We start from the raw sequence: 23,271 nt of genomic DNA on the forward strand, positions 1-23,271 counted from the left end.
ACGCGCGGCGTAGCGACGAACGGGTCCGGCGCGTGCCGGACCTCGAAACGGGTGGTTGGCGCTTGCCGGCGGACCTGAGAGAACAACGAACCCGACGCAGATCGGGGTGCCAAGGAGACAAGACATGCACATGCATGCCGCGCCCACTGCGGGCGAATTGACGAAGAGCGAATCGAACGTGCGCGTTTATGCGTGGGTCGTGTTCGCTTTGACGGTGGGCTTGCTGCTTTCGGACTACATGTCGCGACAGGTCCTGAATGCGGTTTTTCCGCTGCTCAAGACCACGTGGAATCTTTCCGATACGCAGCTGGGCTCGCTGAGCAGTGTGGTCGCGCTGATGGTCGGCGTGCTCACGTTCCCGCTCTCGGTGCTCGCCGACCGCTGGGGCCGTGTGAAGAGCATCGTCCTGATGGCGGCGATGTGGAGCATCGCTACGCTCGGCTGCGCGCTCTCGACGAACTACGGCGAAATGCTGCTTGCACGGGCCTTCGTCGGGATCGGTGAAGCCGCCTATGGGAGCGTGGGAATCGCAGTTGTCCTGAGCATTTTCCCGGTGCGGCTGCGCTCGACGATCACCGGCGCCTTCATGGCGGGCGGCGCGTTCGGTTCCGTGCTCGGCATGGCGCTGGGCGGCGCGGTGGCGGCGCACCTGGGCTGGCGCGCGGCGTTCGGCGCGATGGCGATCATGGGGATTGTGCTCGTCGTGATCTATCGCGTCGTCGTTACCGAGAAGCGGATCGCGGCGCTTCAGCCGGCGAGCGTGAGCCGCGAGGCGCAAGGTCTTGGCATGCGTATTAGCCTGCGCACGCTGCTGAAGGGCCTGTTTTCCACGCGTTCGGTCGTTTGCGCGTATGTGGGCAGCGGCGTGCATCTGCTCGTGCCGGCGGCCGTGTGGAGCTGGCTGCCGAGCTTCCTGAACCGTTACTACGGCATGGCCACGGGCAAGGCCGCCGTAACCGCAGCGTTGTTCGTCCTCGTCACGGGCGTGGGCATGGTGGTGTGCGGCAACCTCGCGGACCGCTTCAGCAAGGAAAACGGCGCGCGGAAATGGAGCATTGCGATCGTGTACTGCCTGCTCTGCTTCGCGTTCCTCGTGATCGGCTTTCGCATGCCTGCTGGCCCGGCGCAACTCGTCGTGATCGGCGCGGGCATGTTCTTCTGCGCAGGCGCGGCGGGCCCTTCGGGCGCGATGGTGGCGAATCTCACGCCGCCCGCGATCCACGCTTCGGCGTTCGCCACGCTCACGCTGGCGAACAACCTGCTCGGCCTCGCCCCTGCCGCGGTGCTGACGGGTGTGGTCGCCGACCGCATCGGCCTGCTCGGCGCGCTGCAACTGGTGCCGTTCGCGCCGCTCGTGGCCGCAATCGTCTTCCTGATCGGCCGGCGCAACTACGCCGCAGATCTGGACCGCGTGAACGCCCTGCGCGAGGAAGCGGGCGCGCCAGCGCAACGATGAATCGGATTTAGTTCTGAGCCAGTCTGGCTCAGCTTGAGTAAAGGATAGGAGATTGAACATGGCGAAAGCAGTGCGCTTTTACGAAACCGGCGGTCCCGAAGTCTTGCGCTACGAAAGCGTGGAAGTGGGCGAGCCGGGCCCCGGTCAGGTTCGCCTGCGCCATGAGGCAGTCGGTCTGAATTTCGCCGACACGTACTTCCGCTCGGGCCTGTACCCCGTGCCGCTGCCTGCGGGCATGGGCGTGGAGGCCGCGGGCGTGGTCGAGGCGGTCGGCGCGGATGTGACCAACGTCGCGGTGGGCGACCGCGTGACCTACACGGGCTTCATCAACACACTCGGCGCCTACAGCACCGAACGCCTGATCCCGGCGGCACCGCTCATCAAGCTGCCCGACGCGATTTCGTGCGAAACGGCAGCCGGCATGACGATGCGCGGTCTCACCTCGTCGTACCTGATGCGCCGCATCCACGACTTCAAGGCCGGCGACACGATCCTGCTGCACGCCGCGGCCGGCGGTGTCGGCCTGATCGTCTCGCAGTGGGCGAAGCTGCTCGGCCTCACGGTGATCGGCACCGTGTCGAGCGAGGCGAAGGGCGAGGTTGCCCGTGCACATGGTTGCGACCACATCGTCTATTACAACCGCGAAGACGTGGCGAAGCGCGTGCGCGAGCTCACGAACGGCGTGGGCGTGAGCGTGGTGTTCGACAGCGTGGGCAAGGATACCTTCGAAGCCTCGCTCGATTCACTCAAGCGCCGCGGTCTGATGGTTTGCGTGGGCACGGCTTCGGGTCCGATTCCGCCGTTCAATCCGCAGATCCTCGCGATGAAGGGCTCGCTCTATCTCACGCGCCCGGCGCTGGCGGACTATATCGCCGATCCGGCGGAGAAAAACGAGCTTGCGGGCGAACTCTTCGGCCACGTGGCCGCCGGCCGCATCAAGATCGAACTGAACCAGCGCTATGCGCTGGAGGACGCGGTGCAGGCGCACCGCGACCTCGAATCGCGCAAGACGACGGGCTCGTCGGTCTTCGTCATCTGAGGAGCGCAGCATGCAAGTCGAACAACTGACTTATGCCATCGGCGCCGAACTGACCGGTGTGAACCTCGCCGATGCCGTTCACGACGACGGGCTCTTTGCCGAGATTCGCGCCGCGCTGCTCAAGCACCGCGTGCTGTTCCTGCGCGACCAGAACATCACGCGCGCCGAGCATGTGGCGTTCGCGCGCCGCTTCGGCGAGCTGGAAGACCATCCGGTCGCGGGCAGCGACCCGGAGCACCCGGGCCTCGTGCGCATCTACAAGAACCCCGAGCAGCCCAACGACCGCTACGAAAACGCATGGCACGCGGACGCCACGTGGCGCGAGGCGCCGCAGTTCGGCGCCGTGCTGCGCTGCGTGGAGTGCCCGCCCGTGGGCGGCGACACGATGTGGGCGAACATGGTGCTCGCCTACGAGAAGCTGCCGGAATACGTGAAGGCGCAAATCGCCGACTTGCGCGCGCGCCACAGCATCGAGGCGAGCTTCGGCGCCGCCATGCCGATCGAGAAGCGTCTTGCGCTCAAGGCGCAGTATCCGGACGCGGAACACCCGGTGGTGCGCACGCACCCGGAGACGGGCGAGAAGGTGCTGTTCGTGAGCGCCTTTACGACGCACTTCACGAACTTTCATACGCCGGAGCGCGTGCGTTACGGGCAGGACGCGAATCCGGGCGCGGGCGACCTGCTGCGCTATCTCGTGAGCCAGGCCTATATTCCGGAGTACCAGGTACGCTGGCGCTGGAAACCGAACAGCATCGCGATCTGGGACAACCGCAGCACGCAGCACTATGCGGTGATGGACTACCCGCCATGCCACCGCAAGATGGAACGCGCCGGCATTATCGGCGACAAGCCGTACTGACGCCGTTTTGAAACAGGCAGGAGACCAAATTCAATGTCGTACGAGAACAAGCCGACCATCCTGATGGTTCCGGGGTTGCGCGATCATGTGGCGGAACACTGGCAAACGCTGCTGGAGCGCAAGCTGCCCAACGCGGCCTCGGTGCCGCCGCTGGAGCATGACAAGCTCAGTTGCGCGGCGCGCGTGGCCGCGCTCGACGCGGCGCTCGCGAAGATCGACGGTCCCGTGATCCTCGTCGCGCATAGTGCGGGCGTGATGATCACGGTGCAGTGGGCGCAGCGGCATAGCCGCAAGATTCACGGCGCGCTGCTCGCCGCGCCTGCCGACCTCGAAACGCCGCTGCCCGCAGGCTACCCGGACTTCGAATCGCTGGCCGGGAACGGTTGGCTTCCGATTCCGCGCAAGCCCCTGCCGTTTCCGAGCATCGTGGGTGCGAGCCGCAACGATCCGCTTGCGCGCTTCGAGCGCGTCGAGACGATGGCGAGGGACTGGGGCAGCCGCCTCGTCGATCTGGGTGAAGTCGGTCACCTGAACCCCGCTGCGGGTTTCGGTGAGTGGCCTATGGCCGAGACGCTGATCGATGAACTTGTCTGACCAAAAGTGGGTGGCGCAGGCGAGCGATACGAGCGAGCGCCCCACGCTGACGATCGAAGCGTTCTTCGACTTCATCTGCCCGTGGTGCCTGATCGGCAAGCGCAATCTGGACGCAGCCGTATCGCGCTTCGCCCAGTCGCGGCCCGAAGTGAAGGTGAAAGTGCAGTGGCGCTCACATCAACTGCTGCCGTGGACGCCGCTCGACGGCATGCCGTATCAGGCGTTCTATCGCGACCGGCTGGGCAGCGACGAGGCAGTGGCGGCAAGGCGCGCGCAAGTGCAGCAAGCGGGCCGCGACGCGGGCGTGGCATTCGCGTTCGACCGCATCGAGGTGCTGCCGAACACCGCCGCGGCGCATGATCTCGTCGCGTTCGCCGCGAGGCGCGGCACGAGCGTGCAGAGCGCGGCACTGATCGACCGCCTGCTCACCGCCTACTTCATGGAAGGCGAGAACATCGGCGATTACGCGGTGCTCGAGCGCCTTGGGCTCGAATGCGGGCTTGAGCGCGAAGCCCTCGCGGCGCGACTGAGCGCATCGAGGCGCCTGGCCGACCCGACGGGCCAGCGCGTGGAAGAGGCGACGCGAGCCAACCCGCACGTGAGCGGCGTGCCGTATGTCGTGTTCAACACGGTGTATTCGCTGTCGGGGGTGTACTCGCCTGTGGCGATTGCGAGCGCGATGGCGCTGGCGGTCGACAGGTGATGCGAACGGAAGTGGACCGATGGTAGTGGAGGGGAAGGGAATGTCACGAGAAGTAGCCGTTGGCACGTTGGATGAACTCGCGCCGGGCCAGCGCAAGCTGGTCTTCGTCGATGGCCGCAGCATCGTACTGTTCAACATCGCCGGCGAGATTCACGCGGTCGACAACTCGTGCCCTCACAACGGCGCCTCGCTCGCGAGCGGCGCGCTCGAAGGATGCATGCTGCGCTGCCCCGCGCACGGGCTGCGCTTCGATGTGCGAACGGGATGCATGCCCGGCGCCGGTGGCCTCAGCCTGACGACATTCCCGGTGCGGGCCGAGGGCGGCAAGCTGGTTGTGAGCGTCGCGGATTCGGCGGCCTCCAGCCAGGCATAATACGGTATTGAATTTGGGTTCGCACGCGAACAAACAGTAGTCATTTAGGATAGCAAACCATGCAAGGTCTGATGATGGAGCAGCCGCTCCTGGTCGCTTCGCTTCTCAAGCATGCAGAACGCCATCACGGCACGCGGGAAATCGTCTCGCGCCGGGTGGAAGGCGATATTCACCGCTACCGCTACCAGGACCTCGCCCAGCGCGCGCGCCGCATGGCGAATGCGCTTTCGAGCCTCGCGATCGCGCCGGGCGAGCGCGTGGGCACGCTGGCATGGAACGGCTACCGGCACATGGAGCTGTACTTCGCCGTGTCGGGCTCCGGCGCGGTGCTCCACACGCTCAATCCGCGGCTGCACGCCGATCAGCTCGTCTACATCATCGAGCATGCGCAGGATCGCGTGATCTTCTTCGATCTCACGTTCCTGCCGTTGATCGAGACCGTCGCCCCGCGCGTGAGCAGCCCGACATTCTTCGTCGCGATGACCGATCGCGAGCACATGCCGCGCAACCATGGCCTCGGCTCGCGGCTGCTCTGTTATGAAGACCTGATCGAAGGACACAAGGCGGATTTCGAGTGGCCGCTGCTCGACGAAAACAGCGCCTCTTCGCTGTGCTATACGTCCGGCACGACCGGCAACCCGAAAGGCGTGCTCTACAGCCACCGCTCGACGCTGCTGCATACCTACGCGGCGGCGCTGCCCGATTCGCTGAACTGCTCGGCGCGCGACGCGATCCTGCCCGTCGTGCCGATGTTCCACGTGAACGCCTGGGGGCTGCCGTACATCGCCTGCATGGTCGGCGCGAAACTCGTTTTTCCGGGTCCGGCGCTCGATGGGAAGTCGCTGTATCAGTTGATCGAGGAAGAGCAGGTCACGCTCTCCGCTGGTGTGCCGACGGTCTGGCAGGGGCTGCTCTCGCACGTCGAATCGATCGAGGGATCGTTCTCCTCGATGCGGCGCACGATCATCGGCGGCGCGCCTTGCCCGACCGCGATGACCCAGGCATTCCAGAAGCGCCATCACGTCGACGTGCTGCACGCGTGGGGCATGACGGAGCTGAGCCCGGTGGGCACGGTGTGCAGTTTCAAGGCGCACCAGTCGGAACTGCCCGAGGATGCGCGCTATGCGCTTCAGGCGAAGCAGGGGCGCTCGGTATTCGGCATCGATATGAAGATCGTCGACGCGGCGGGCAACGAACTGCCGTGGGACGGCATCGCGGCTGGCGACCTGCTGGTGCGCGGTCACTGGGTCACGCGCGGCTATTTTGGCGGAGATTACGCATCGCCGCTGGAGGATGGCTGGTTCCCGACCGGCGACGTGTCGAAGATCGACCCGGACGGTTTCATGCAGATCGTGGATCGCAGCAAGGACGTCATCAAGTCGGGCGGCGAGTGGATCAGTTCAGCGGACATTGAAAACGTCGCGAGCCTGCACCCCGAGGTCGCAACGGCGGTGTGCATCGCCGCGCGCCACCCGAAGTGGGACGAGCGCCCGCTGCTGCTGATCGTGAAGAAGCCGGGCGCAGCGCTCGAAGCGAAGGAACTGCTTGCGTTTTTCGAGGGTCGCGTGGCGAAATGGTGGACACCCGACGCCGTGCTGTTCATCGATTCGGTGCCGATCGGCGCGACGGGCAAGGTTCTCAAGAACCAGTTGCGCGATCAATTCGGCGGCCATTATTTGCCGGCTTGCTGAAACGGCAACCCGGTCACAGCGTTTCATTCAGGTAAGACTCAACAGGTAACACCAAAAGCCGCCGGGACCACCGGCAGGCACCACACGGAGAGAGACAATGAAATTGAAGTTCGGCAGCGTGGCAGCGCTGGTTCTGTTCGCCAGCGCAGCGCATGCGCAATCGTCGGTGACGCTCTATGGCGTCGTGGACTCTGGTTTGCTTTACCAGAGTACGTCGGCACAGCATGCCTTCGCGCCGAAGACCGTGGGCGGCAAACTGTTCAACGGAGATGCAGGGCATCTGTTTGCGCTCAAGGACGGCGGCATTTACTCGAGCATCTTCGGTTTGAAGGGCACGGAAGACCTTGGCGGCGGATACGCGGCCAACTTCAAGCTCCAGGGATCGTATAACAGCTCCAACGGGCAGACGGGATTAAACAGTTCAGCAACTGCGGCCGCGATTTTCAACCAGGTCACCACCATTGGTGTGTCGGGGCCGTTCGGCAAGATCGACTTCGGCCGCCAGTTCGCACCGATGGCCTACGCGATGGCCGAAACGGACGTGCGCAATGCGCAGTACTTCGGCAGCACGCTGACCGCGTGGCTGACCATGAACACGATGTCGGGCTGGGCGGGAAACAACACGAACGCCCAGATTGGCGCGCTCTATGACGACAATGCGATCGTCTACAATTCGCCGTCGTTTTACGGTTTCTCTACCGCACTCGAGTACGCGCCCGGCGGTGTGGCAGGGCAGATGCAGGGCGGTACGCGCGAGTCGGCCATCCTCAAGTATGCGGGCTTTGGCCTGAACGCCGATGCCGTCTACTACAACGGTCACGATGCGAACCCCTACGCGTACTCGAGCCCGCCGACTGCCACGCCGGCAACCGGCCTGAACAACAACCGCTTCGTCTACTTTGGCGCGAAATACACGTGGCACGGTTTCTCGGTTTCTGGCTCGTTCGCCAACGGTCGCAATCCGGCCAACACGAATGGGGCGCCCAAGCCATTTGCTGTCTCCGGTGATTTCGACATGTGGACGGGCGGCCTCGGCTACCGGTTCTCCCCGGCGCTCGAGGTCACGTCGGGTGTCTACTACCTGAAGGACAACCGGAACAACTCGAACCAGTCGACCGCCTACGCAATCGGCGCCGACTACGGCATCTCGCGGCGCACGATGGTTTATGCCCAGGCCGGTTACGTGTCCAACCGCGGCCAGATGAACCAGGAGCTCATTTATGGGACGCCTGTGGCCCCGGGCAAGAACACTACCGCGGTCAACATCGGCTTGCGCCATACCTTCTAAATCGCGTCCGGCCGGAATATCGCTCGTTCCCGCAGTGGCACGCCCCGGCGCAGTCTGCCGACGGCGTTGTCTACTGCTCAGTCAGGTAATTTCAGTCTGTCGGCGTGATAGCCGGTCGGATAACAGCGTTTCACGGAGCAGCAGTAACCATTGGAGTACGGAATGAACACACTTACCAAGACCCTCGGCCTTGCACTCGTCACGCTGCTCACCGCGGCGTCCCTGAACGCGTCGGCCCAACCCGAGGCCAGCGCGGCTAGCGCTGCAGCCGCGGCGGCGACCAGCAACCCGGCATCCGCTACCCCCAGCAACACCAAGCTGCGGCGCGCGGTGTATAAGGCGATCGTGAAGCACAAGGAAATTCAGGGCGGCAGTATCGGCGTCAGCGCCAAGAATGGGGCGATCACGCTGTATGGCACGGTCACGGATGCCGCGCAGGTCGACCGGGTCGCCGAGATCGCCAGGGGCGTTCCCGGCGTGACTTCGGTGACGAACAAGCTGACGGTTCAAAAGCCTTTGGGCGGCATGTGAGCTGCAACAGAAAGCGCGGGGCACGGCAAGGCCAGGGCTGTGGTCGAACCGTGTTCCGCCTGACAGTGCGGAGGCGTCTTCCAGTTCGCCTCCCGCTGCTTTATCCGGACTGCTAATCGCAGTCCGGATCGTCGATCAGGCTCGTGTGCAGGCGCGAGTCTGGAGGCGTGAGGTTCGGCCGTAGAGTCGGAGCGTTTTGTCGCCGTTTCGTGGGTGCGGAACGGCGATTTTTTTATCCCGCCACCGCCCGCACGACCATCGCTACTCCCAACGCAACCGCAGCAACCCCGATCCCCCGCGCGAACCGCCCGCCGGCGCGCAAGGGCACCCACCGCTCCCCCGCAATAGCCGCAGCGACCAACGCCATCGCAGGCCGATCCATCACGCCCGCTGCAAGAAGCGCCGCCATCAAATTTCCGCAGCAGCACACACAATGCCTCCCCAGCCTCAAGCCGTGATGCAGTGCCGAGCGTAAATCGACCCGCGCATCCCCGCACGACGGCGCACCGCCGCAGCATGCAAGCCACCGCGCTTTCCATGCAGAGAACTGCAACACGCCCGCAATTGCGACCACAACACCGGCCAGGGCTGGCGCGGTATGCGCCAACGCAGGCGCCTCTACGGCTAGCGCGGCAAGCTGCGCCCCCACCGCGAACACGAGCACCCCAACCGCGAGCCAGACCAGGAAATAACCCGCCCCCACGATCACGGTCATCGCACCCGCACGTGCCGCGCCTCCATCGTCCGCCGCTTCGAAACACCGCCACAAGGCCGGCGCCATGGCAGGCAGCATCATCGCGACCATCATCACGTTCCACATGCCGGCAAACGACACGGCGGCGTCGAACCAGGTGCGTCCACACATGGGTGTCCAAAGCGCGGACAGCGTCCAGCCGCCAGGCATCGGCGTGCCGCCCATCGCGTCCATCGACGCACACCACACATACGTTGCCGCCGCACTCGCCGCGAATAGCAGCGACGAGACGCAGAAGAAAACCGCACGCGGCGCGCCTTCGCGCCGCCGTACCGTCATGCCGACGTTATCCATGATGATCCTCAAGCCTCGGCGTACTCGTCATGCCGGTGCCACCAGATACCGGCCTCGTTGCGCCCCCTGGGCGCGCGGTCGAGCCACTGATACATGCCCCACAGGCCGTCCAGGCCTCGCGCATACGTGGAGTAGGTGTGATAGACCACGCCGTCTTCCAGCACGAACGCGCTCATGCCCGGACGGTCGCGCGTGTAGGTGGCCGCGTCGGTGCCGCAGCTCGCCGCGAACTCGGCGACGGGCGCGGGCGCCGGTGACATGTCCATTGCGTGGCCGCTGCGCGCGTAGTTGTATTCGATGTCGCCCGCGCGCTGCTGCGCCGTGGTGAACGCCACGTTGAAGTCGAAGTTGAAATCGTTGCCGCTCGAAGAGGCCCACGGAAAACGCCACCCCATGCGCTTGCGGTAGGCCAGCAGCTTCGCGAGCGGCGCGCGCGACACGGCCATGAGCCTCACGTCGTGATTCGCGAGGTGGATGGCGATCCCGTCGAAGCCATCCGCGATCGAGGAGCACGACGGACAGCCCGCCGCGTAGTCCGGACCGAACATGAAGTGATACACGAGCAGTTGCGAGCGCCCCTTGAAGAGATCGGCGAGCGTGGCGCCGCCATCCTCGGTTTCGAAGCGATACGTCTTGTCCACCCGCACCCACGGCAGCGCCTGGCGCTGTTGCGCGAGCGCGTCCGCGCGCCGCGTGTGCTCCTTCTCGGCCGCGAGCAGTTCGATACGTGCCGCAAGCCAGTCTTCGCGTGTTCCTGTGGTATGGGTTGCCATTGCCTGGTGCTCCTATGCATTGAGTGTGGTGGCCGCGTTAGTCAAGCAGTACCTTCGGGGCCGTCTTGCGATCGATGATTCAACTGATCGCCGTGTTAGATTAGGTCCGGTCGGCAACGCAGGGGGAGTGACAAGTGTGGCGGGATTCGCATGAGCATGGATTCGCTGATCACGGCTGCGGCGCACGCGCTCGCGGCCGGTGACCCGCTCGGCGCCCTTAACCGCGTCGCGTTGCGCGAGGACGCGCCCGCGCTCGCGCTGCGCGGCATCGCCATGGCGCAGCTCGGCGATCTCGCGCGCGCAAAGGCGCTGTTGCGCGGCGCGGCGCGCGCCTTCGGCTCGCGCGAGGCCGTGGCCCGCGCGCGCTGCGTCGTCGCCGAGGCCGAAATCGCGCTCGCTTCGCGCGATCTCGGCTGGCCCACCGATACGCTCGCTGCGGCGCGGCAAACGCTCGAAGCCCATGGCGACCGCCTCAATGCCGCGCACGCGCGCTACCTCGAGATTCGCCGTCTGTTGTTGATCGGGCGGCTCGACGAGGCTGGGAGCATGCTTGCGGAAATCGTTTCGGCGCCGCTGCCGCCTGCCTTGCGCGCGGCCCATGAACTCATCGCGGCGGGCATCGCGATGCGGCGCATTCGCACGCGGGACGCCCGCCGGGCGCTGGCCGAGGCGGCGCGCGCGGCGTGCGAGGCGGGCATTGCGGGGCTGATCGCGGAGGTGGAGAGCGCCGCGCTGCTGCTGAGCGCGCCGGCGGCGCGCCTGATCGCGCGAGGTGAGGAACGTGCGCTGCGGCTGGAGGATGTCGAGGCGCTGCTCGCCTCGCGCTCGCTCGTCGTGGACGCGTGCCGCTACGTCGCGCGCGAAGGCGCGACGGTCATCGAACTCGCAAGACGCCCCGTGCTGTTCGTGCTCGCACGCGCGCTTGCCGAGGCGTGGCCCGGCGACGTGCCGCGCGACGCGCTCATCGCGAGCGCGTTCCGCACGAAGCATGCCGACGAAACGCATCGCGCGCGCCTGCGCGTGGAAATCGGCCGGCTGCGCACGCTGCTGCGCGAGGTGGCCGACATTCGCGCGACCCAGCAAGGCTTCGCGCTGGCGCCGCGCAACGCGACCGAGGTGGTGGTGCTGGCGCGCCCCGTCGAGGAAAAGCACGCGGCCGTGCTGGCGTTTCTCGCCGATGGCGAATCGTGGTCGAGCTCGGCGCTCGCGGTGGCGCTCGGCGCGAGCCAGCGCACCGTGCAGCGCGCGCTCGATTCGCTCGCCGCGGCGGACAAGGTGCAGTCGTTCGGCTATGGCCGCGCGCGCCGCTGGACCACGCCGCCCGTCCCCGGATTCGCGACGACCTTGTTACTCCCCGCCCCGCTGCCGGGCGATTAGTATGGACGCCTGAGCCTTCAACCCAGGAGGGAATCATGAAACGTTCGACCGCCGAGGTGATCCGCGAGTACGGCCCGTTTCCGGGCATCGACAAGGTGGGCGGTGTCACGTACGACGGCAAGCAGGTCTGGTTCGCCACAGGCGAGCGCATCGCGTCGCTCGATCCCGGGAGCGGCAACACGCTTCGCTCGATCGACGTCACCGCCCACGCGGGCACGGCCTTCGACGGGCGGCATCTGTTCCAGATCGCCGAGGACCGCATCCAGAAGATCGATCCCGAAACGGGCCGCGTGCTCGCCACGATTCCCGCGCCGGGCGGTGGCGGCGACTCGGGGCTCGCATGGGCGGACGGCACGCTCTGGGTCGGGGTGTATCGCGAGCGCAAGATCCATCAGGTCGACCCGCAGACGGGCGCGATTTTGCGCACCCTCGAATCGAACCGCTTCGTCACGGGCGTGACGTGGGTGGATGGCGAGTTGTGGCACGGCACCTGGGAAGGCGACGAAAGCGACCTGCGCCGCATCGACCCCGGCACGGGCGAAGTGCTGGAGCAGCTCGACATGCCGCCGGGCACGGCCGTGTCGGGGCTGGAGTCCGACGGCGGCGAGCAGTTCTTCTGCGGCGGCGGGAACAGCGGAAAGATTCGTGCGGTGCGGCGACCAAAGCGCGAAAGCTGAGCACGCAGCAAATTCAGCGGGCGAGTGAGCCATCGGCGCGGACTCGCCCGCTCGCGCTCAGCGTCAAAACGTGTAGGTCACCTTACCGAACGCCGTCCGCCCCAGCGAGTTGTACCCGTAAGCCGTCACGTACTGCCGGTTGAACACATTCGCTAGCGTGGCCGAAAGCGCGAGATGTGCGTTGACCTTGTACGAGGCGCGCAGGCCGACGGTCATCCACGAGGGCAGGTAGATCGTGTTGAGCTGGTCGTCGAACGTCGAGCCGTTATACAGCAGCGAAATGCCGGTGCTGAGCGCGTGGAGATGGAACTCGTCCCACGTGTGATCGACGCTCAGGCTCGCCGTCTGGCGCGGGCGGCGATTGAGCCAGGTCTGATCGGTCACGTCCTGCGGATTCAGAATGCCGACCGTGAGGCTCACCGGCGTGTACTGCCCGAGCGTGCCCTTGTACGAGAAGTCGATGCCCTGTATGTGCGCGCGCCCCACGTTCACGGGCAGGAAAGTCTGCGAGTTGTAGGTGATGAGGTCGTGCACGCGCGTGTCGTAGACGGCCGCCGTGAAGGTGCCGATCGAGGTGACGGCGTCGAGCGCGGCCTCGACCGAATCGCTGCGCTCGGGCCGCAGGTCGGGGTTCGAGTAGGTCGGATAGTAGAGGTCGTTGAACGTGGGCAGGCGGAACGCGTTGCCATAGGAAACGCGCGCCGTGTAAACGGGCGTGATCGCCCACGAGAGGGCGACGTTGCCCGTATTCACCGACTGCCCCTGCACGATCTCGTGGCGCCCCGCGAGAAACAGCGTGAGCGCCCCGAGCGTGGTGGACTGGTGCATCGACACGGCGGAATCGTTGCGCGCGGGCAGGCCGCCCGGTATATCCACCGGCAGGAACGCCATCTCGCGCGTGTAGTCGTAGGCGAGCTTCGTCTCGCCTTCCAGCGGCATGCCGAAGAGCGTGTGCCCCCTCTCCTGGTGCGTGACCGACGTCGAGGTGGAAAAGCGCGTCGAGTCGATCTCGTCGGTCGGGATCGTCGGGTCGTTCGAATAGAGGAACTGACGATCCGTCGCGTAGCCCACGGACTGATCGAACTGCGTGGTCGGCGTGATGTCGAGATGGAACGCGAGGCCGGTCGTGAGCTGGTTGTCGCGCTGGCGGTTATTGCCGCCCAGGTTGTCGTACGAGAGATCGGAGCGGTGGTAGAGCGCGAAAGTCGAGACCGACCAGTTGTCGTGCGCGTAGCCGAGGCGCGCGTCCAGGTTCTGCGCGTGGTACGGGTTACGGCCGTCTTCGTGGCCGAAGGCCCAGGGCTGCGTCGCGTCGATCCCGGCCGTGTTGTAGTCGTGCAGGCCCAGCGAATACGTGAGGCCGCTCAACGCGGAAAGCGGCACGGTAGAGGGGATCGTGCCCGAGGTGCGCAACTGCGTGTCGAAGGTGCTGTTCGTGCCGCCGCCGAACGAGACCGTGGTCTGATTCGGCTGATTCGACGCGTGGCGCGTGAAAAGCTGCACGACGCCGCCCACGGCGTCGGCGCCGAACGAAGCGGCCGCGGGACCCGAAATCACCTCGACACGGTCGAACGAGGCGGTCGGCAGATCGGCCCATTCCGCGATGCCCGTGGTGGGCGAGCCCACGCGTATGCCGTCGATGAACACAGGGACCTGGCTCGCCGACGACCCGCGTATGCTCACGCCCGTATAGGCGCCCGGGCCGCCGCTTTGGGAGACGGTGACGTTGGGGAGCGTGGCGAGCGCCTGCGTGATGCTCGGCTCGATGGGGGAGAGCCGGTCGAGATCTTCGCGCGTGAGCACCTGGGTGCTCGCGTAGCGCTGGTCGAACGATTGCGGCAGATGCTGTGCGTCGCCGACGACAAGGATGTTGGGCAGCGTGGCGTCGTCGCCTGGCTGCTCTTGCTGCTGCACCTGCGTGGGCGATGCAACGCCTGCGGCATGCGCGGCTTGCCATGCGCACGCGAGCACGGCGGAGGTAAAGACGAATTGCTGGAACTTCATGAGGCGATGGCTGGAAACAGCTCCTGAACACGGGCTGTCCTCGCAACGGGCGACCGCCGCTTCATGGCGGTGCTTGCGCATTGGGGCACCCCGCCCGCTGCGGCTGCTGGACTCGGCTGATGGCAGGTCTCCTGGCTCGCGGGTCGCCGTCCGTTGCCGGCCTTCCCGGTTTCCCAGTGGCCCTGTCTGGCATGGACTCGCCGCTCACAGTTGCGGGGGCAGCCGCAGTCTTTCACTGCGTTCCCTTTTGATCCCGTCGCCGGGAACCATCAGCGCGCAAGGGTAATCGGCGTGCATCGCGCGCGTCAACCTTTCGTGCGGGAAGTGTGGCGAAAAGGCGCCTCGCCGCGCAGCTCGAATGGATCGTGCGGCGTTTGCACGCTGGACGGCAAGCGCTAGCCGTGTCGCCCGCGCCGCGCCGTGCGGGCGGAAATCCACGCGTCAGACCTCGATGAGCTTTCTCAGCGTGTCGCCGGCGAGCGGCATTTCGCGCACGCGCTTGCCCGTGGCGTCGAACAGCGCGTTGACGAGCGCCCCCGCCGTGGGGCCCATCGACGCCTCCGCCGTGCCGAGGAATGGCGCGCCTGGCCGGTCGATCAGATGGACGTCGATGCGCGCCGGCACGGACGAAAAGCGCAGGATCGGATAGGTGCCCCAGTCGAAGCTGCGAATGCGGTGCGTGTCGTAGCGCAGTTCTTCATGGAGCGTCCAGCTTGCCGACTGCACGATGCCGCCTTCGATCTGGTTGCGCACGCCATCGGGGTTCACGACCTGGCCGCAATCCACGGCGGCCACCGCCTGCTCAAGCTTCACGAGCCCCGTCTCGGGCTCCACTGAAACTTCGACGGCAATGGCGACATAGCCCATCAGGTTCTTGTACTTCGCGAACGCAAAACCCACGCCGCGATTGCGCGCGCGCGGCGCACGCGGCCAGCCGAACTGCTTCGCCGCAAGCCGGATCACGTCCCCGGCGCGCGGATCGTCGAGATGGCGCAGCCGGAACTCGACCGGGTCGATGCCGGCCATATGCGCCAGTTCGTCCATCACGCTCTCGATGGCGAACACGTTGGTATGAGCGCCGAGCGAACGCATTGCCGAAGTCTGCAAAGGCATGGTCGGCGAAAAGTGGTTCATCACCTCGATGTTCGGCAGCGTGTACAGCGGAATCGCGTTGCGGTCGCCGCCGCCCTCGGGTTGCAGCATGGGCGTGGACGGCGCGGAAACGAAAGGCTTTTCGAGCATGCGCGCCGGCAGCAGGCGCCCAGCGTTGACGATGCGCTCGTTGTGCGAGCTGCTCCACAGCGCATAATGCCAGTCCACGATCTTGCCGCTCGCGTCGATGGACGCCTTCACTTCCGTCACCATGGCCGGCGTGAAGTGATCCCACGTGTGTTCCTGCTCGCGCATCCATTGCACTCGCACGGGATGCCCAGGCATGGCGGCCGCGATCAGCGCGGCATGGGCGGCGGCGTCGTCCGCGGCGTTGTGGCCGTAGCAGCCGGAGCCTTCGGCGTGGATGCAGCGCACGTTCTCCTTTTGCATCGACAGCATTTCGGCCAGCGCGTCGCGCAGCGGATAGACGCCCTGCGAATGGGTCCAGACGGTGAGCTGGTTCCCATCGAGATGCGCAACGGCACAGGAAGGGCCGATCGAGCCGTGCAGCAGATAGCGCTTGATGAAGCGTGCGTTGACCGTTTTCGCGGCGGGCGCCATCGGCGCATGGTGATCCGCGATCTTGATCTGCTGGGTAGCGATCTGCTTGAGGTCGCGATGCACCGTTGCCGGGTCCGGCAACGCGCGCCCCGGCGACCACTGCGCGCTGGCCGAGAGCGCGCGCTGCGCGACCACGGCCTGCCATTCGCCTTGCGCGACCACGGCCAGCATGCTGCCGTTGCGCACGATCCGCACGACGCCGGGCATCTTCGTGATCGCGGCTTCGTCGTACGCGAGGAGCTTCGCGTCGTACACGGGCGGCATCACCACGCGTGCATGCAGCATGCCGGGCAATTGCATGTCCTGGACGTAGCTCGCGCCGCCCGTGACTTTCGACGGGATGTCGAGCCGCGGCAACGCCGTGCCGATGGTCCGGAACGTCTTCGGGTCCTTGAGCGGAGAGCTGGAGCTCGCACTGCGATGCAGATCCACGAGGCCGACGGCCTCGCCGAAGGTCATCGTGCGGCCGTCCCGGGCGTGAATGACGGCGTCGCTGGCAGCGAGCGCACTGGCATCGACGCCGAAGTGCTTCGCAGCGGCATCGACCAGCAGGCCGCGCACCTGCGCGGCGGCATTGAGCAGCGCGCTGCCGCTGTCGGCCATGGTATGGCTGCCGGCTGTGAGCCCCTCGTCCGGCGACGCACCCGTATCGGCCATGAGGAACGTAATGAGCGAGGGGGCCATGTCCAGCTCTTCGGCGGCCACCTGGAGCAGCGCCGTGCGCACGCCGGTGCCGAGCTCCACCTTGCCGGTGAACACCGTGACCTTGCCTTCGGGCGTGATCTTGATCCACGCGTCGAGGAACGGATTGGTCTTGAGGCTGCCGGCAAGTGCCTGGGTGTCCTTGCCAATGTGCACGGCGGCGCCTTCATCGGCGATGACTTCCTGGGCGAGCGCATCGGTGCCCTTGACCAGGCTGAACGCGACGAAGAGCGCGCCCGAAATCATGAAGTGGCGGCGGCTCTCGTCGATCGGATCGTCGTGGTGGCTCATGATGCGGTCTTCGCGGCGGGGACGGGTTGCGCGGCCGGGGCGCCGGACTTCGGCGCAGGCAGGCCCGCGACTTCGCGGATGGCCGCGAGAATGCGCATGTGCGTGCCGCAGCGGCACAGGTTGGGCTCCATGTGCGAGCGCATTTCGTGCTCGGTCGGATGCGGGTTGCGTTCGAGCAGCGCCTGCGCGCGCATGATCATGCCCGCGATGCAGTACCCGCACTGCGCCGCCTGATGCTTGATGAACGACTGCTGCAGCGCGCCGGGATGTTCCGCGCTGCCCAGGCTTTCGAGCGTGCGCACGCGCCGCGTGCCGATCGCGCCGACGGGGACGAGGCACGAGAAGGTCGCCTCGCCGTCGACGATCACCGTGCAGGCGCCGCATTGGCCGAGCCCGCAGCCGAACCTGGCGCCGTGCAGCTCGAGGTCGTTGCGCAGCGCGTAGAGCAGCGGCGTGGAAGGGTCGATGTCGAGCGCGTGCTGGACGCCGTTGACGTTGAGTGAAATCATCGCGCACTGTTCTCCTTTCTGAGCCTGGCGACGAGCGGTTCGGCGTCGGGCCAGGCCGGCTTCGTCGACCAGGCGCCCCGCACCCAGGCGACGAGGTCGGCAATCTGGCGGTCGTCGTAGACGCCGGAAAACGCGGGCATGTAGTTCGCGGCGTCCTCGCCGTGCCACGCAATGCCGTTGAGGATCATCTGAATGGCGTTGCGCGGCGTTCCCGCGTTGACCGCCGTGCTGAACGCGAGCGTGGGGCGCTCGCCGATCGTCTGCATCGGCGAGCCGGTGCCGTGGCATTGCGCGCACGAAGCGTTGAAGAGCACGGCGCCGCGTTGCGCGGCCGGTGACGCTGCGCGGCTCGCGACTGGCTCGACGGCGCGCGGCGCGCCCTTCTGAAGCGAGAGGACGTAGGTCGCGATTGCCTCGACGTCTTCACGCGGTACGGTTGCGAGATCGCGCGTGACGGGAAGCATCGGGCCTGCCGCGGCGCCGTGTTCGGAGGCGCGGCCCGTGCGCAGGTAGGTGACGAGCTGCGCCTGGGTCCATGGCCTCGCCGCCCCGTCGAGCGCGTTCAGCGGCGGCGCTTCCCAGCCGTCCACGATGCCGCCGTCGAACGCGTGACCGGCTTTCTCTGCGCCAATCGCGTTCAGCGGCGAATGGCACGAGGCGCAGTGCCCGAGGCCATCGACGAGCAGCTTGCCGCGATTCCACCGTGCGTCGTGCGAGGCGTCCGCCTCGCGCGGCCCCGGGCGCAGGAAGAGCAGGTTCCAGAAGGCCACCGGCGGCCGGAAGTTCAGCGGGAAGATCAGCCGGTTCGCGGGCGCGATTGCGTGAACGGGTTCGCGGCTCATCAGGTAGGCATAGGCCGCGGCGATGTCGTGGTCGGACATGCGCGTGAAATGCACATACCGGAAGGCGGGATAGAGCAGATGGCCGTCGCGCGAAATCCCATGGCGCACCGCGCGCGCAAAGGCAGCCTCGGACCAGGCGCCGATGCCCGTCTGCGGGTCGGGCGTGATGTTGGTCGCGTAGATCGTGCCGAACGGCGTGACGAGCGGCAAGCCGCCCGCGAACGGGCGGCCGTCCTTCGCCGTGTGGCAGACCACGCAGTCGCCGAGCGCGACCACGCGCGCGCCGTCGCGCTTGAGTTGTGCATCGAAGCTGTCCGGCGCGGGCGGCGCGACGGGGGCGATCGCGGGCTCGTACAGGATGGCAACGGCGATTGCAATGGCCGCCATGACGGCGCCTGTTACGCCGATCCAGATGCGTTTGCGATTCATGCGTGTTCCCGATGCGAGATCAAGCGCACGGTCCCGGGCGCGTTGGCGGCGACCTGAAGATCTGGAGGGCAGTGCGAGTGGGACATGGTCGGATACCTGGTGCTGATGCAACGGTTGTGACCCGAGGTGATCACCTGCTGCACGCCATGCCCGACGCGCAGCCGTGCTGGCGATGCGCGCTCACGTTCCGCCGTGCGCACGTGCACGGCCGATGAACCAGTAATGGACGAAGGCAATGAGCGGGAACGCAAGGGCGACCCCGGCCACGAGCGTCCAGCCGCCATGCTCGTACAGCGGGCTTGCCAGCGCCGAGCCGAACGCCCCGCCCACGAAGATGCTCGTCATGTAGAGCGCGTTGAGGCGGCCGCGGCTCGCGGCGTGGAGCGCGTAGATTTCGCGCTGGCCGAGGACCATGTTCATCTGCGTGGCGAAGTCCAGCACGATGCCCGTCACGACGAGGCCATAGACGCCGAAGGCCGGATGGACGAGCGCCGGCGTATAGGCCAGCGTGGCCGCGGCGAGTGCGACGATGGTGGCCCGCACGGAGTGGCCAGCGTCTGCGAGGCGCCCCGCGACCGGCGCGGACGTGGCGCCGATTGCGCCCACCAGCGCGAAGAGCGCGATGGCTGACTGCGAGAGGCCGTAGTGGCGCGTGAGCTCGATGGGCACCGCGGTCCAGAAGAGGCTGAACGAGGCGAACACCATGCCCTGATAGAGCGCGCGATGGCGCAGAACCGGCATGGTGCGTACGAGCTGCACCAGCGAGCCGATGAGCTCGAAATACGTTGCCTGATGCTCGGGCTGCCGCCGCGGAATGGTGAGCGCGAGAACGGCGGTGACGAGCGCCATGAGCGCGGCGGCCGCAGCGAAAACGAAGCGCCAGCCGAAGTGATCGGCAACGAGGCTCGAAAGGGGACGCGAAAGCAGGATCCCGAGCAGCAGGCCGCTCATGATCGTGCCGACGATACGCCCGCGCGCGTGATCGGGCGCGAGGTGCGCGGCGAGCGGGACGAGAATCTGCACGGCGACCGAGCTAAAGCCGATCAGCAACGAGAGGGCAAGGAACCAGCCAGGCGAATGCGCGAGCGAGGCGGCCGCGAGGCTCGCGATCGACACCAGGGCGGTCGTGATCATGAGCTTGCGGTTTTCGAGCAGGTCGCCGAGCGGCACGATGAAGAACAGACCCAGCGCGTAGCCGATCTGCGTGAGCGAGACGATGAGACTCGCCGAACCGGCAGACATATGGAGCGACGGGCCGATCAGTTCGGTGATCGGTTGCGCGTAATAGAGGTTTGCCACGATCGCGCCGCAACTGAACGCGAACAACGCGATGAGACCCTGGGTGAGCTTGATGGCCTGCTGGCTGCCGCCAAGCGTGCTCGCGGGTGAAGACATGATGGCTCCTTGAACAAAATGGTCACGGTGACGGAGCGGCCCGATAGCGGGTGCTACATCTCCCGTGCCGTTCCGGTGTCGACTGGGCACAGCTTATGCACCTCGCGCCTGCCGTGGAATCCACCCGTGACGCAATCTCACGTTGCATGCAACGCAACGTAAGGATCGCGATTCCTGCAGCCGGCGCGATAGCCCGCCATTCGGCAATGCGTTTGCCTCCAGGTGTCTTCGTGACGTTCAGAAGGTTGTCATGGCGAGCCTGAAAAATCTTGAAATCTGGCCATTAATTCATAGGGCTCGGGCCGTCGGACCCGTCACCGGCACAGCGGCCGAAAAACTTCCCGCTGGCATAATCGGCAGATGGACAAACTTCTCGCGCTCAATACGCTTCTCGAGGTCGCGGACGCAGGCGGCTTCGCCAAAGCCGCGCAGCGCCTCGGGGTGGCGACGTCGTCCGTCACCCGTCTGATGGATGCGCTCGAAGCCTCGCTCGGCACGGCGCTGCTCACGCGCACGCCGCGCCGCGTCAGCCTGACCGATGCGGGCACGGCGTATGTCGAGCAGGTCTCGAAGGTGCTCGACGATCTCGCCCAGGCCGACGAAAGCGTGCTCGACAGCGGCGGCGCCCCAGCGGGCGCGCTGCGCATCACGGTGCCGTCCGTCTACAACCGCGTGGTTCTCGCGCCGCATCTGGCGGCGTATCTGCGCGAATATCCGCGCGTAGCGCTCGACGTGGTGGTCGCCGATCATTTCGTAGACCTTGGCATCGAGCGTATCGACATCGCCGTGCGCATCGGGCTGCCGTCGGGCGATCCCAATCTCATCGTGCGCAGGCTCGCCGACAATCCACGCATTGTCGTCGCGAACCACGACTATCTCGAACACGCCGGCATGCCCCGGCACCCTGGCGAACTGGCGGAACGCGAATGCCTGCGCATCGCGTACGGCGGCAGTTATCGCGCCCGCCAGGTCTGGACGTTCTCGCGCGGCCCAGGGGAAGACGAAGCGGAGGAAAAGGTGAACGTGCGCGGGCGCCTCATTTCCAACAACCTCGACATGCTGCTCGAAGCGGCGCTGGCGGGGCAGGGTTTTGCGCTGCTGCCCGCGTGGCTTGTCGACGAGCACATCCGCGCGGGCCGCCTGATGCACTGTTTCGACGACTGGCGCGTGACGCCGCATAACGGCGACGCCGTCGCCTACGCCGCGTATCTCCCCAACCGGCGCCATTCGACCAAAGTGCGCACCTTGCTGCAATTCCTCGAAGTGCGCGTAGGCCAGGCGCCGGGCTAGCGCCGCGCGATGGCGGGTAAATTGAGAATAATTCAGCGGCGCTCGGTGCCCGCAGCTTCCACGCGCTGTCAATATGGATTGAACCGTGAGACGAGCACCGCGTCACGGTTCGAGCAGGCGCAACAGGCGCAACTCCTCCAGATCGAGTTCGGACTCGATACGATGCAGCACGGCGTCGTCGACCTTGCCGTCCTGATGCAGATCGAGCAATGCGTCGCGCGATACGCCCACCAGATCGAGTTCGACGCGCAGGAAGCGCGCACGGTGCTCGACCTGTTCGGCGCCAAACGCGTGCGCGTTCTCGTTCGCGGCAACGCGGATCCGGTATTCGGTGACGAGGCGCTCGAATGTCGCGTGTTCGATGCCGGACGTCTCTTTGCCGGTCGTTTCGAGCGCGGCCAGCGACGCGCCGAACATGTGCACGCGCGCCTCGTGCTCGGACATGGTACGGCGTTCGCCCGGGCGTAGCCCGAGTAGCCGGATGAGCAGCGCGAGGCTCCCGCCTTGCAGGACAAGTGTCGCGATGATGAGCAGGAAGGTGCTGAAGACGATCAGATCGCGCCCAGGAAAACTGCCCGGCAGCGCAAGCGCGGCCGCGAGGCTGACGACCCCCCGCATGCCGGCCCATCCGAGCACGACCGCCTCGCCGAACGACCACGGTCGAGCCCCGGGCGTCCTGCTGCGGATGCGTCCTGGCAGCCAGACCGCCGCGAACGCCCACAGGAGGCGGGCGACGATTGCCGCCGCGGTAGCCGGCAAAGCGACGCGCAGGCCAGCGATCCATACCGCGCTTTCCTGATTCACGCGCGCGAGGATGCCGTGCAGCGCGAGGCCGATCAGGATGAACACGAGCGCGTCCAGTACGAACACGATCGCTTCCCAGGTTGCCTTGGCCTTGATACGCATATCGGCGTCGAATACCCGATGCTGCCGGATACCCAGCACGAGGCCACAGGTCACGACGGAAAGCACGCCCGAGCCGTGCGCGGCTTCGGCGATGCCGTAGCTCCCCCAGGCGGCCACGAAGGTCACGACGATGCCGAGCATCGGATCGTGCAGACGCGGAAGTACCCAGCACATCGCCTGGCCGCATAGAAGCCCGACCGCGACGCCGATCAGCGTGAGCGTGACGAACAGGCCCGTTCCGCCCGCAATGGTGATCGTGCTCGCCAGCGCGGCCGACACTGCGATCTGGTAGAGCAGCAGGCCGGACGCGTCGTTGACGAGGCTCTCGCCTTCCAGCACGGCTACGAGCCTCGCGGGCAGCGGGTTGCGCTGCAAGATCGCCTTCGCGGCCACGGCGTCGGGAGGCGAGACGATCGCACCCAGCGCGAAGCAAGCGGCCCATGGCAGGCCGGGATTGAAGGCGTGCACCGCGGCGGCGACTGCGAACGTCGTGAACGTCACGGCGCCGAGCACGAGCGACACGATGGTGCCGATCTCCCGTTGGAATTCCTTCCACGCCGTATAGAACGCGCTCGACATCAACAGCGGCGGCATGACCGCTGCGAGCAGCAGGTCGGGGTCCATGTCGGGCACGCGCTTGCCGGCAACCGCGATCGCGCAGCCACCCACCAGCAGCACGACGGCAGGCGGAATGGCCAGGCGGCCGGCGAGCCAGGTCAGCGCGCCCGCGCCGCAGATCAGCAGCAACAGGTATTGAAAGAGTTCGACGTTGTTCATTCGT

The 23,271-nt window shown here is 66.4% G+C and carries 20 protein-coding genes and 1 riboswitch; of the genes, 12 read left to right on the forward strand and 8 right to left on the reverse strand.

What is annotated here, in order from left to right; translation table 11 throughout:
* Positions 1-130 precede the first annotated feature (130 nt).
* From VSR34_RS23755 to VSR34_RS23795, 9 genes are all read left to right on the forward strand, one after another.
* Positions 131-1,456: an MFS transporter gene (locus tag VSR34_RS23755; RefSeq protein ID WP_238327844.1), complete on the forward strand. Its 1,326-nt coding sequence runs from the start codon at positions 131-133 to the stop codon at positions 1,454-1,456.
* A gap of 58 nt (positions 1,457-1,514) precedes the next feature.
* On the forward strand, positions 1,515-2,495 hold the full coding sequence (locus tag VSR34_RS23760; protein WP_342963717.1) for a quinone oxidoreductase: 981 nt from the start codon (positions 1,515-1,517) through the stop codon (positions 2,493-2,495).
* A gap of 10 nt (positions 2,496-2,505) precedes the next feature.
* Complete coding sequence (locus VSR34_RS23765) at positions 2,506-3,354, forward strand: TauD/TfdA family dioxygenase (protein ID WP_028231131.1); 849 nt, start codon at positions 2,506-2,508, stop codon at positions 3,352-3,354.
* A 33-nt stretch (positions 3,355-3,387) separates the two neighbouring features.
* Positions 3,388-3,948, forward strand: coding sequence for an alpha/beta hydrolase (locus VSR34_RS23770; protein ID WP_028212253.1), 561 nt, complete (start codon positions 3,388-3,390; stop codon positions 3,946-3,948).
* Positions 3,935-4,651, forward strand: coding sequence for a DsbA family oxidoreductase (locus tag VSR34_RS23775; protein WP_342963718.1), 717 nt, complete (start codon positions 3,935-3,937; stop codon positions 4,649-4,651). Before VSR34_RS23770 ends, VSR34_RS23775 begins: the two co-directional genes overlap by 14 nt.
* 40 nt (positions 4,652-4,691) lie before the next feature.
* Positions 4,692-5,024, forward strand: a complete 333-nt coding sequence (locus tag VSR34_RS23780; protein WP_028212251.1) for a Rieske 2Fe-2S domain-containing protein — start codon at positions 4,692-4,694, stop codon at positions 5,022-5,024.
* A 59-nt stretch (positions 5,025-5,083) separates the two neighbouring features.
* Complete coding sequence (locus tag VSR34_RS23785; protein ID WP_028212250.1) at positions 5,084-6,715, forward strand: 3-(methylthio)propionyl-CoA ligase; 1,632 nt, start codon at positions 5,084-5,086, stop codon at positions 6,713-6,715.
* 97 nt (positions 6,716-6,812) lie between these two features.
* A complete protein-coding gene (locus VSR34_RS23790; RefSeq protein WP_028212249.1) occupies positions 6,813-8,003 on the forward strand; it encodes a porin in 1,191 nt (396 codons plus the stop codon).
* Between the two features lie 162 nt (positions 8,004-8,165).
* Positions 8,166-8,534 (forward strand): BON domain-containing protein, encoded by a 369-nt coding sequence (locus tag VSR34_RS23795; RefSeq protein WP_028212248.1) that lies wholly within the window; start codon positions 8,166-8,168, stop codon positions 8,532-8,534.
* A gap of 232 nt (positions 8,535-8,766) precedes the next feature.
* Here VSR34_RS23795 and VSR34_RS23800 read toward each other — a convergent pair whose 3' ends face one another.
* A complete protein-coding gene (locus VSR34_RS23800) occupies positions 8,767-9,462 on the reverse strand; it encodes a DUF2182 domain-containing protein (protein ID WP_342963719.1) in 696 nt (231 codons plus the stop codon).
* 128 nt (positions 9,463-9,590) lie between these two features.
* Positions 9,591-10,355 carry a DUF899 domain-containing protein gene (locus tag VSR34_RS23805; RefSeq protein WP_342963720.1) on the reverse strand — a complete coding sequence of 255 codons (765 nt, stop codon included), beginning with the start codon at positions 10,353-10,355 and terminating at the stop codon, positions 9,591-9,593.
* 156 nt (positions 10,356-10,511) lie between these two features.
* Between VSR34_RS23805 and VSR34_RS23810 the strand changes: the two genes are divergently transcribed.
* Complete coding sequence (locus VSR34_RS23810; RefSeq protein ID WP_342963721.1) at positions 10,512-11,732, forward strand: helix-turn-helix domain-containing protein; 1,221 nt, start codon at positions 10,512-10,514, stop codon at positions 11,730-11,732.
* Positions 11,733-11,767: 35 nt separating this feature from the next.
* Positions 11,768-12,409, forward strand: a complete 642-nt coding sequence (locus tag VSR34_RS23815; protein ID WP_028231128.1) for a PQQ-binding-like beta-propeller repeat protein — start codon at positions 11,768-11,770, stop codon at positions 12,407-12,409.
* Between the two features lie 63 nt (positions 12,410-12,472).
* Here the strand turns inward: VSR34_RS23815 and VSR34_RS23820 are convergent, their stop codons facing one another.
* The 5 genes from VSR34_RS23820 to VSR34_RS23840 form a co-directional block, all read right to left on the reverse strand.
* The gene (locus tag VSR34_RS23820; RefSeq protein WP_342963722.1) at positions 12,473-14,413 is read right to left on the reverse strand and encodes a TonB-dependent receptor; all 1,941 of its coding nucleotides are present in this window, start codon (positions 14,411-14,413) and stop codon (positions 12,473-12,475) included.
* Between the two features lie 103 nt (positions 14,414-14,516).
* Positions 14,517-14,699: riboswitch (cobalamin riboswitch) on the reverse strand.
* A 155-nt stretch (positions 14,700-14,854) separates the two neighbouring features.
* Positions 14,855-17,119: a molybdopterin cofactor-binding domain-containing protein gene (locus tag VSR34_RS23825; RefSeq protein ID WP_342963723.1), complete on the reverse strand. Its 2,265-nt coding sequence runs from the start codon at positions 17,117-17,119 to the stop codon at positions 14,855-14,857.
* Positions 17,116-17,628, reverse strand: coding sequence for a (2Fe-2S)-binding protein (locus VSR34_RS23830; protein ID WP_028231125.1), 513 nt, complete (start codon positions 17,626-17,628; stop codon positions 17,116-17,118). Before VSR34_RS23830 ends, VSR34_RS23825 begins: the two co-directional genes overlap by 4 nt.
* Positions 17,625-18,899, reverse strand: coding sequence for a c-type cytochrome (locus VSR34_RS23835; protein ID WP_342963724.1), 1,275 nt, complete (start codon positions 18,897-18,899; stop codon positions 17,625-17,627). Before VSR34_RS23835 ends, VSR34_RS23830 begins: the two co-directional genes overlap by 4 nt.
* A 180-nt stretch (positions 18,900-19,079) precedes the next feature.
* Positions 19,080-20,294 (reverse strand): MFS transporter, encoded by a 1,215-nt coding sequence (locus tag VSR34_RS23840; protein WP_028212239.1) that lies wholly within the window; start codon positions 20,292-20,294, stop codon positions 19,080-19,082.
* Between the two features lie 360 nt (positions 20,295-20,654).
* Here VSR34_RS23840 and VSR34_RS23845 point away from each other — a divergent pair, with 360 nt between their 5' ends.
* Complete coding sequence (locus VSR34_RS23845) at positions 20,655-21,584, forward strand: LysR family transcriptional regulator (RefSeq protein WP_342963725.1); 930 nt, start codon at positions 20,655-20,657, stop codon at positions 21,582-21,584.
* Positions 21,585-21,686: 102 nt separating this feature from the next.
* Here VSR34_RS23845 and VSR34_RS23850 read toward each other — a convergent pair whose 3' ends face one another.
* Positions 21,687-23,267 carry a sodium:proton antiporter gene (locus VSR34_RS23850; protein WP_028212237.1) on the reverse strand — a complete coding sequence of 527 codons (1,581 nt, stop codon included), beginning with the start codon at positions 23,265-23,267 and terminating at the stop codon, positions 21,687-21,689.
* Positions 23,268-23,271 lie beyond the last annotated feature (4 nt).

This window comes from Paraburkholderia sp. JHI2823 (genome assembly GCF_038900695.1).
GTDB classification, from domain to species: Bacteria; Pseudomonadota; Gammaproteobacteria; order Burkholderiales; family Burkholderiaceae; genus Paraburkholderia; species Paraburkholderia mimosarum.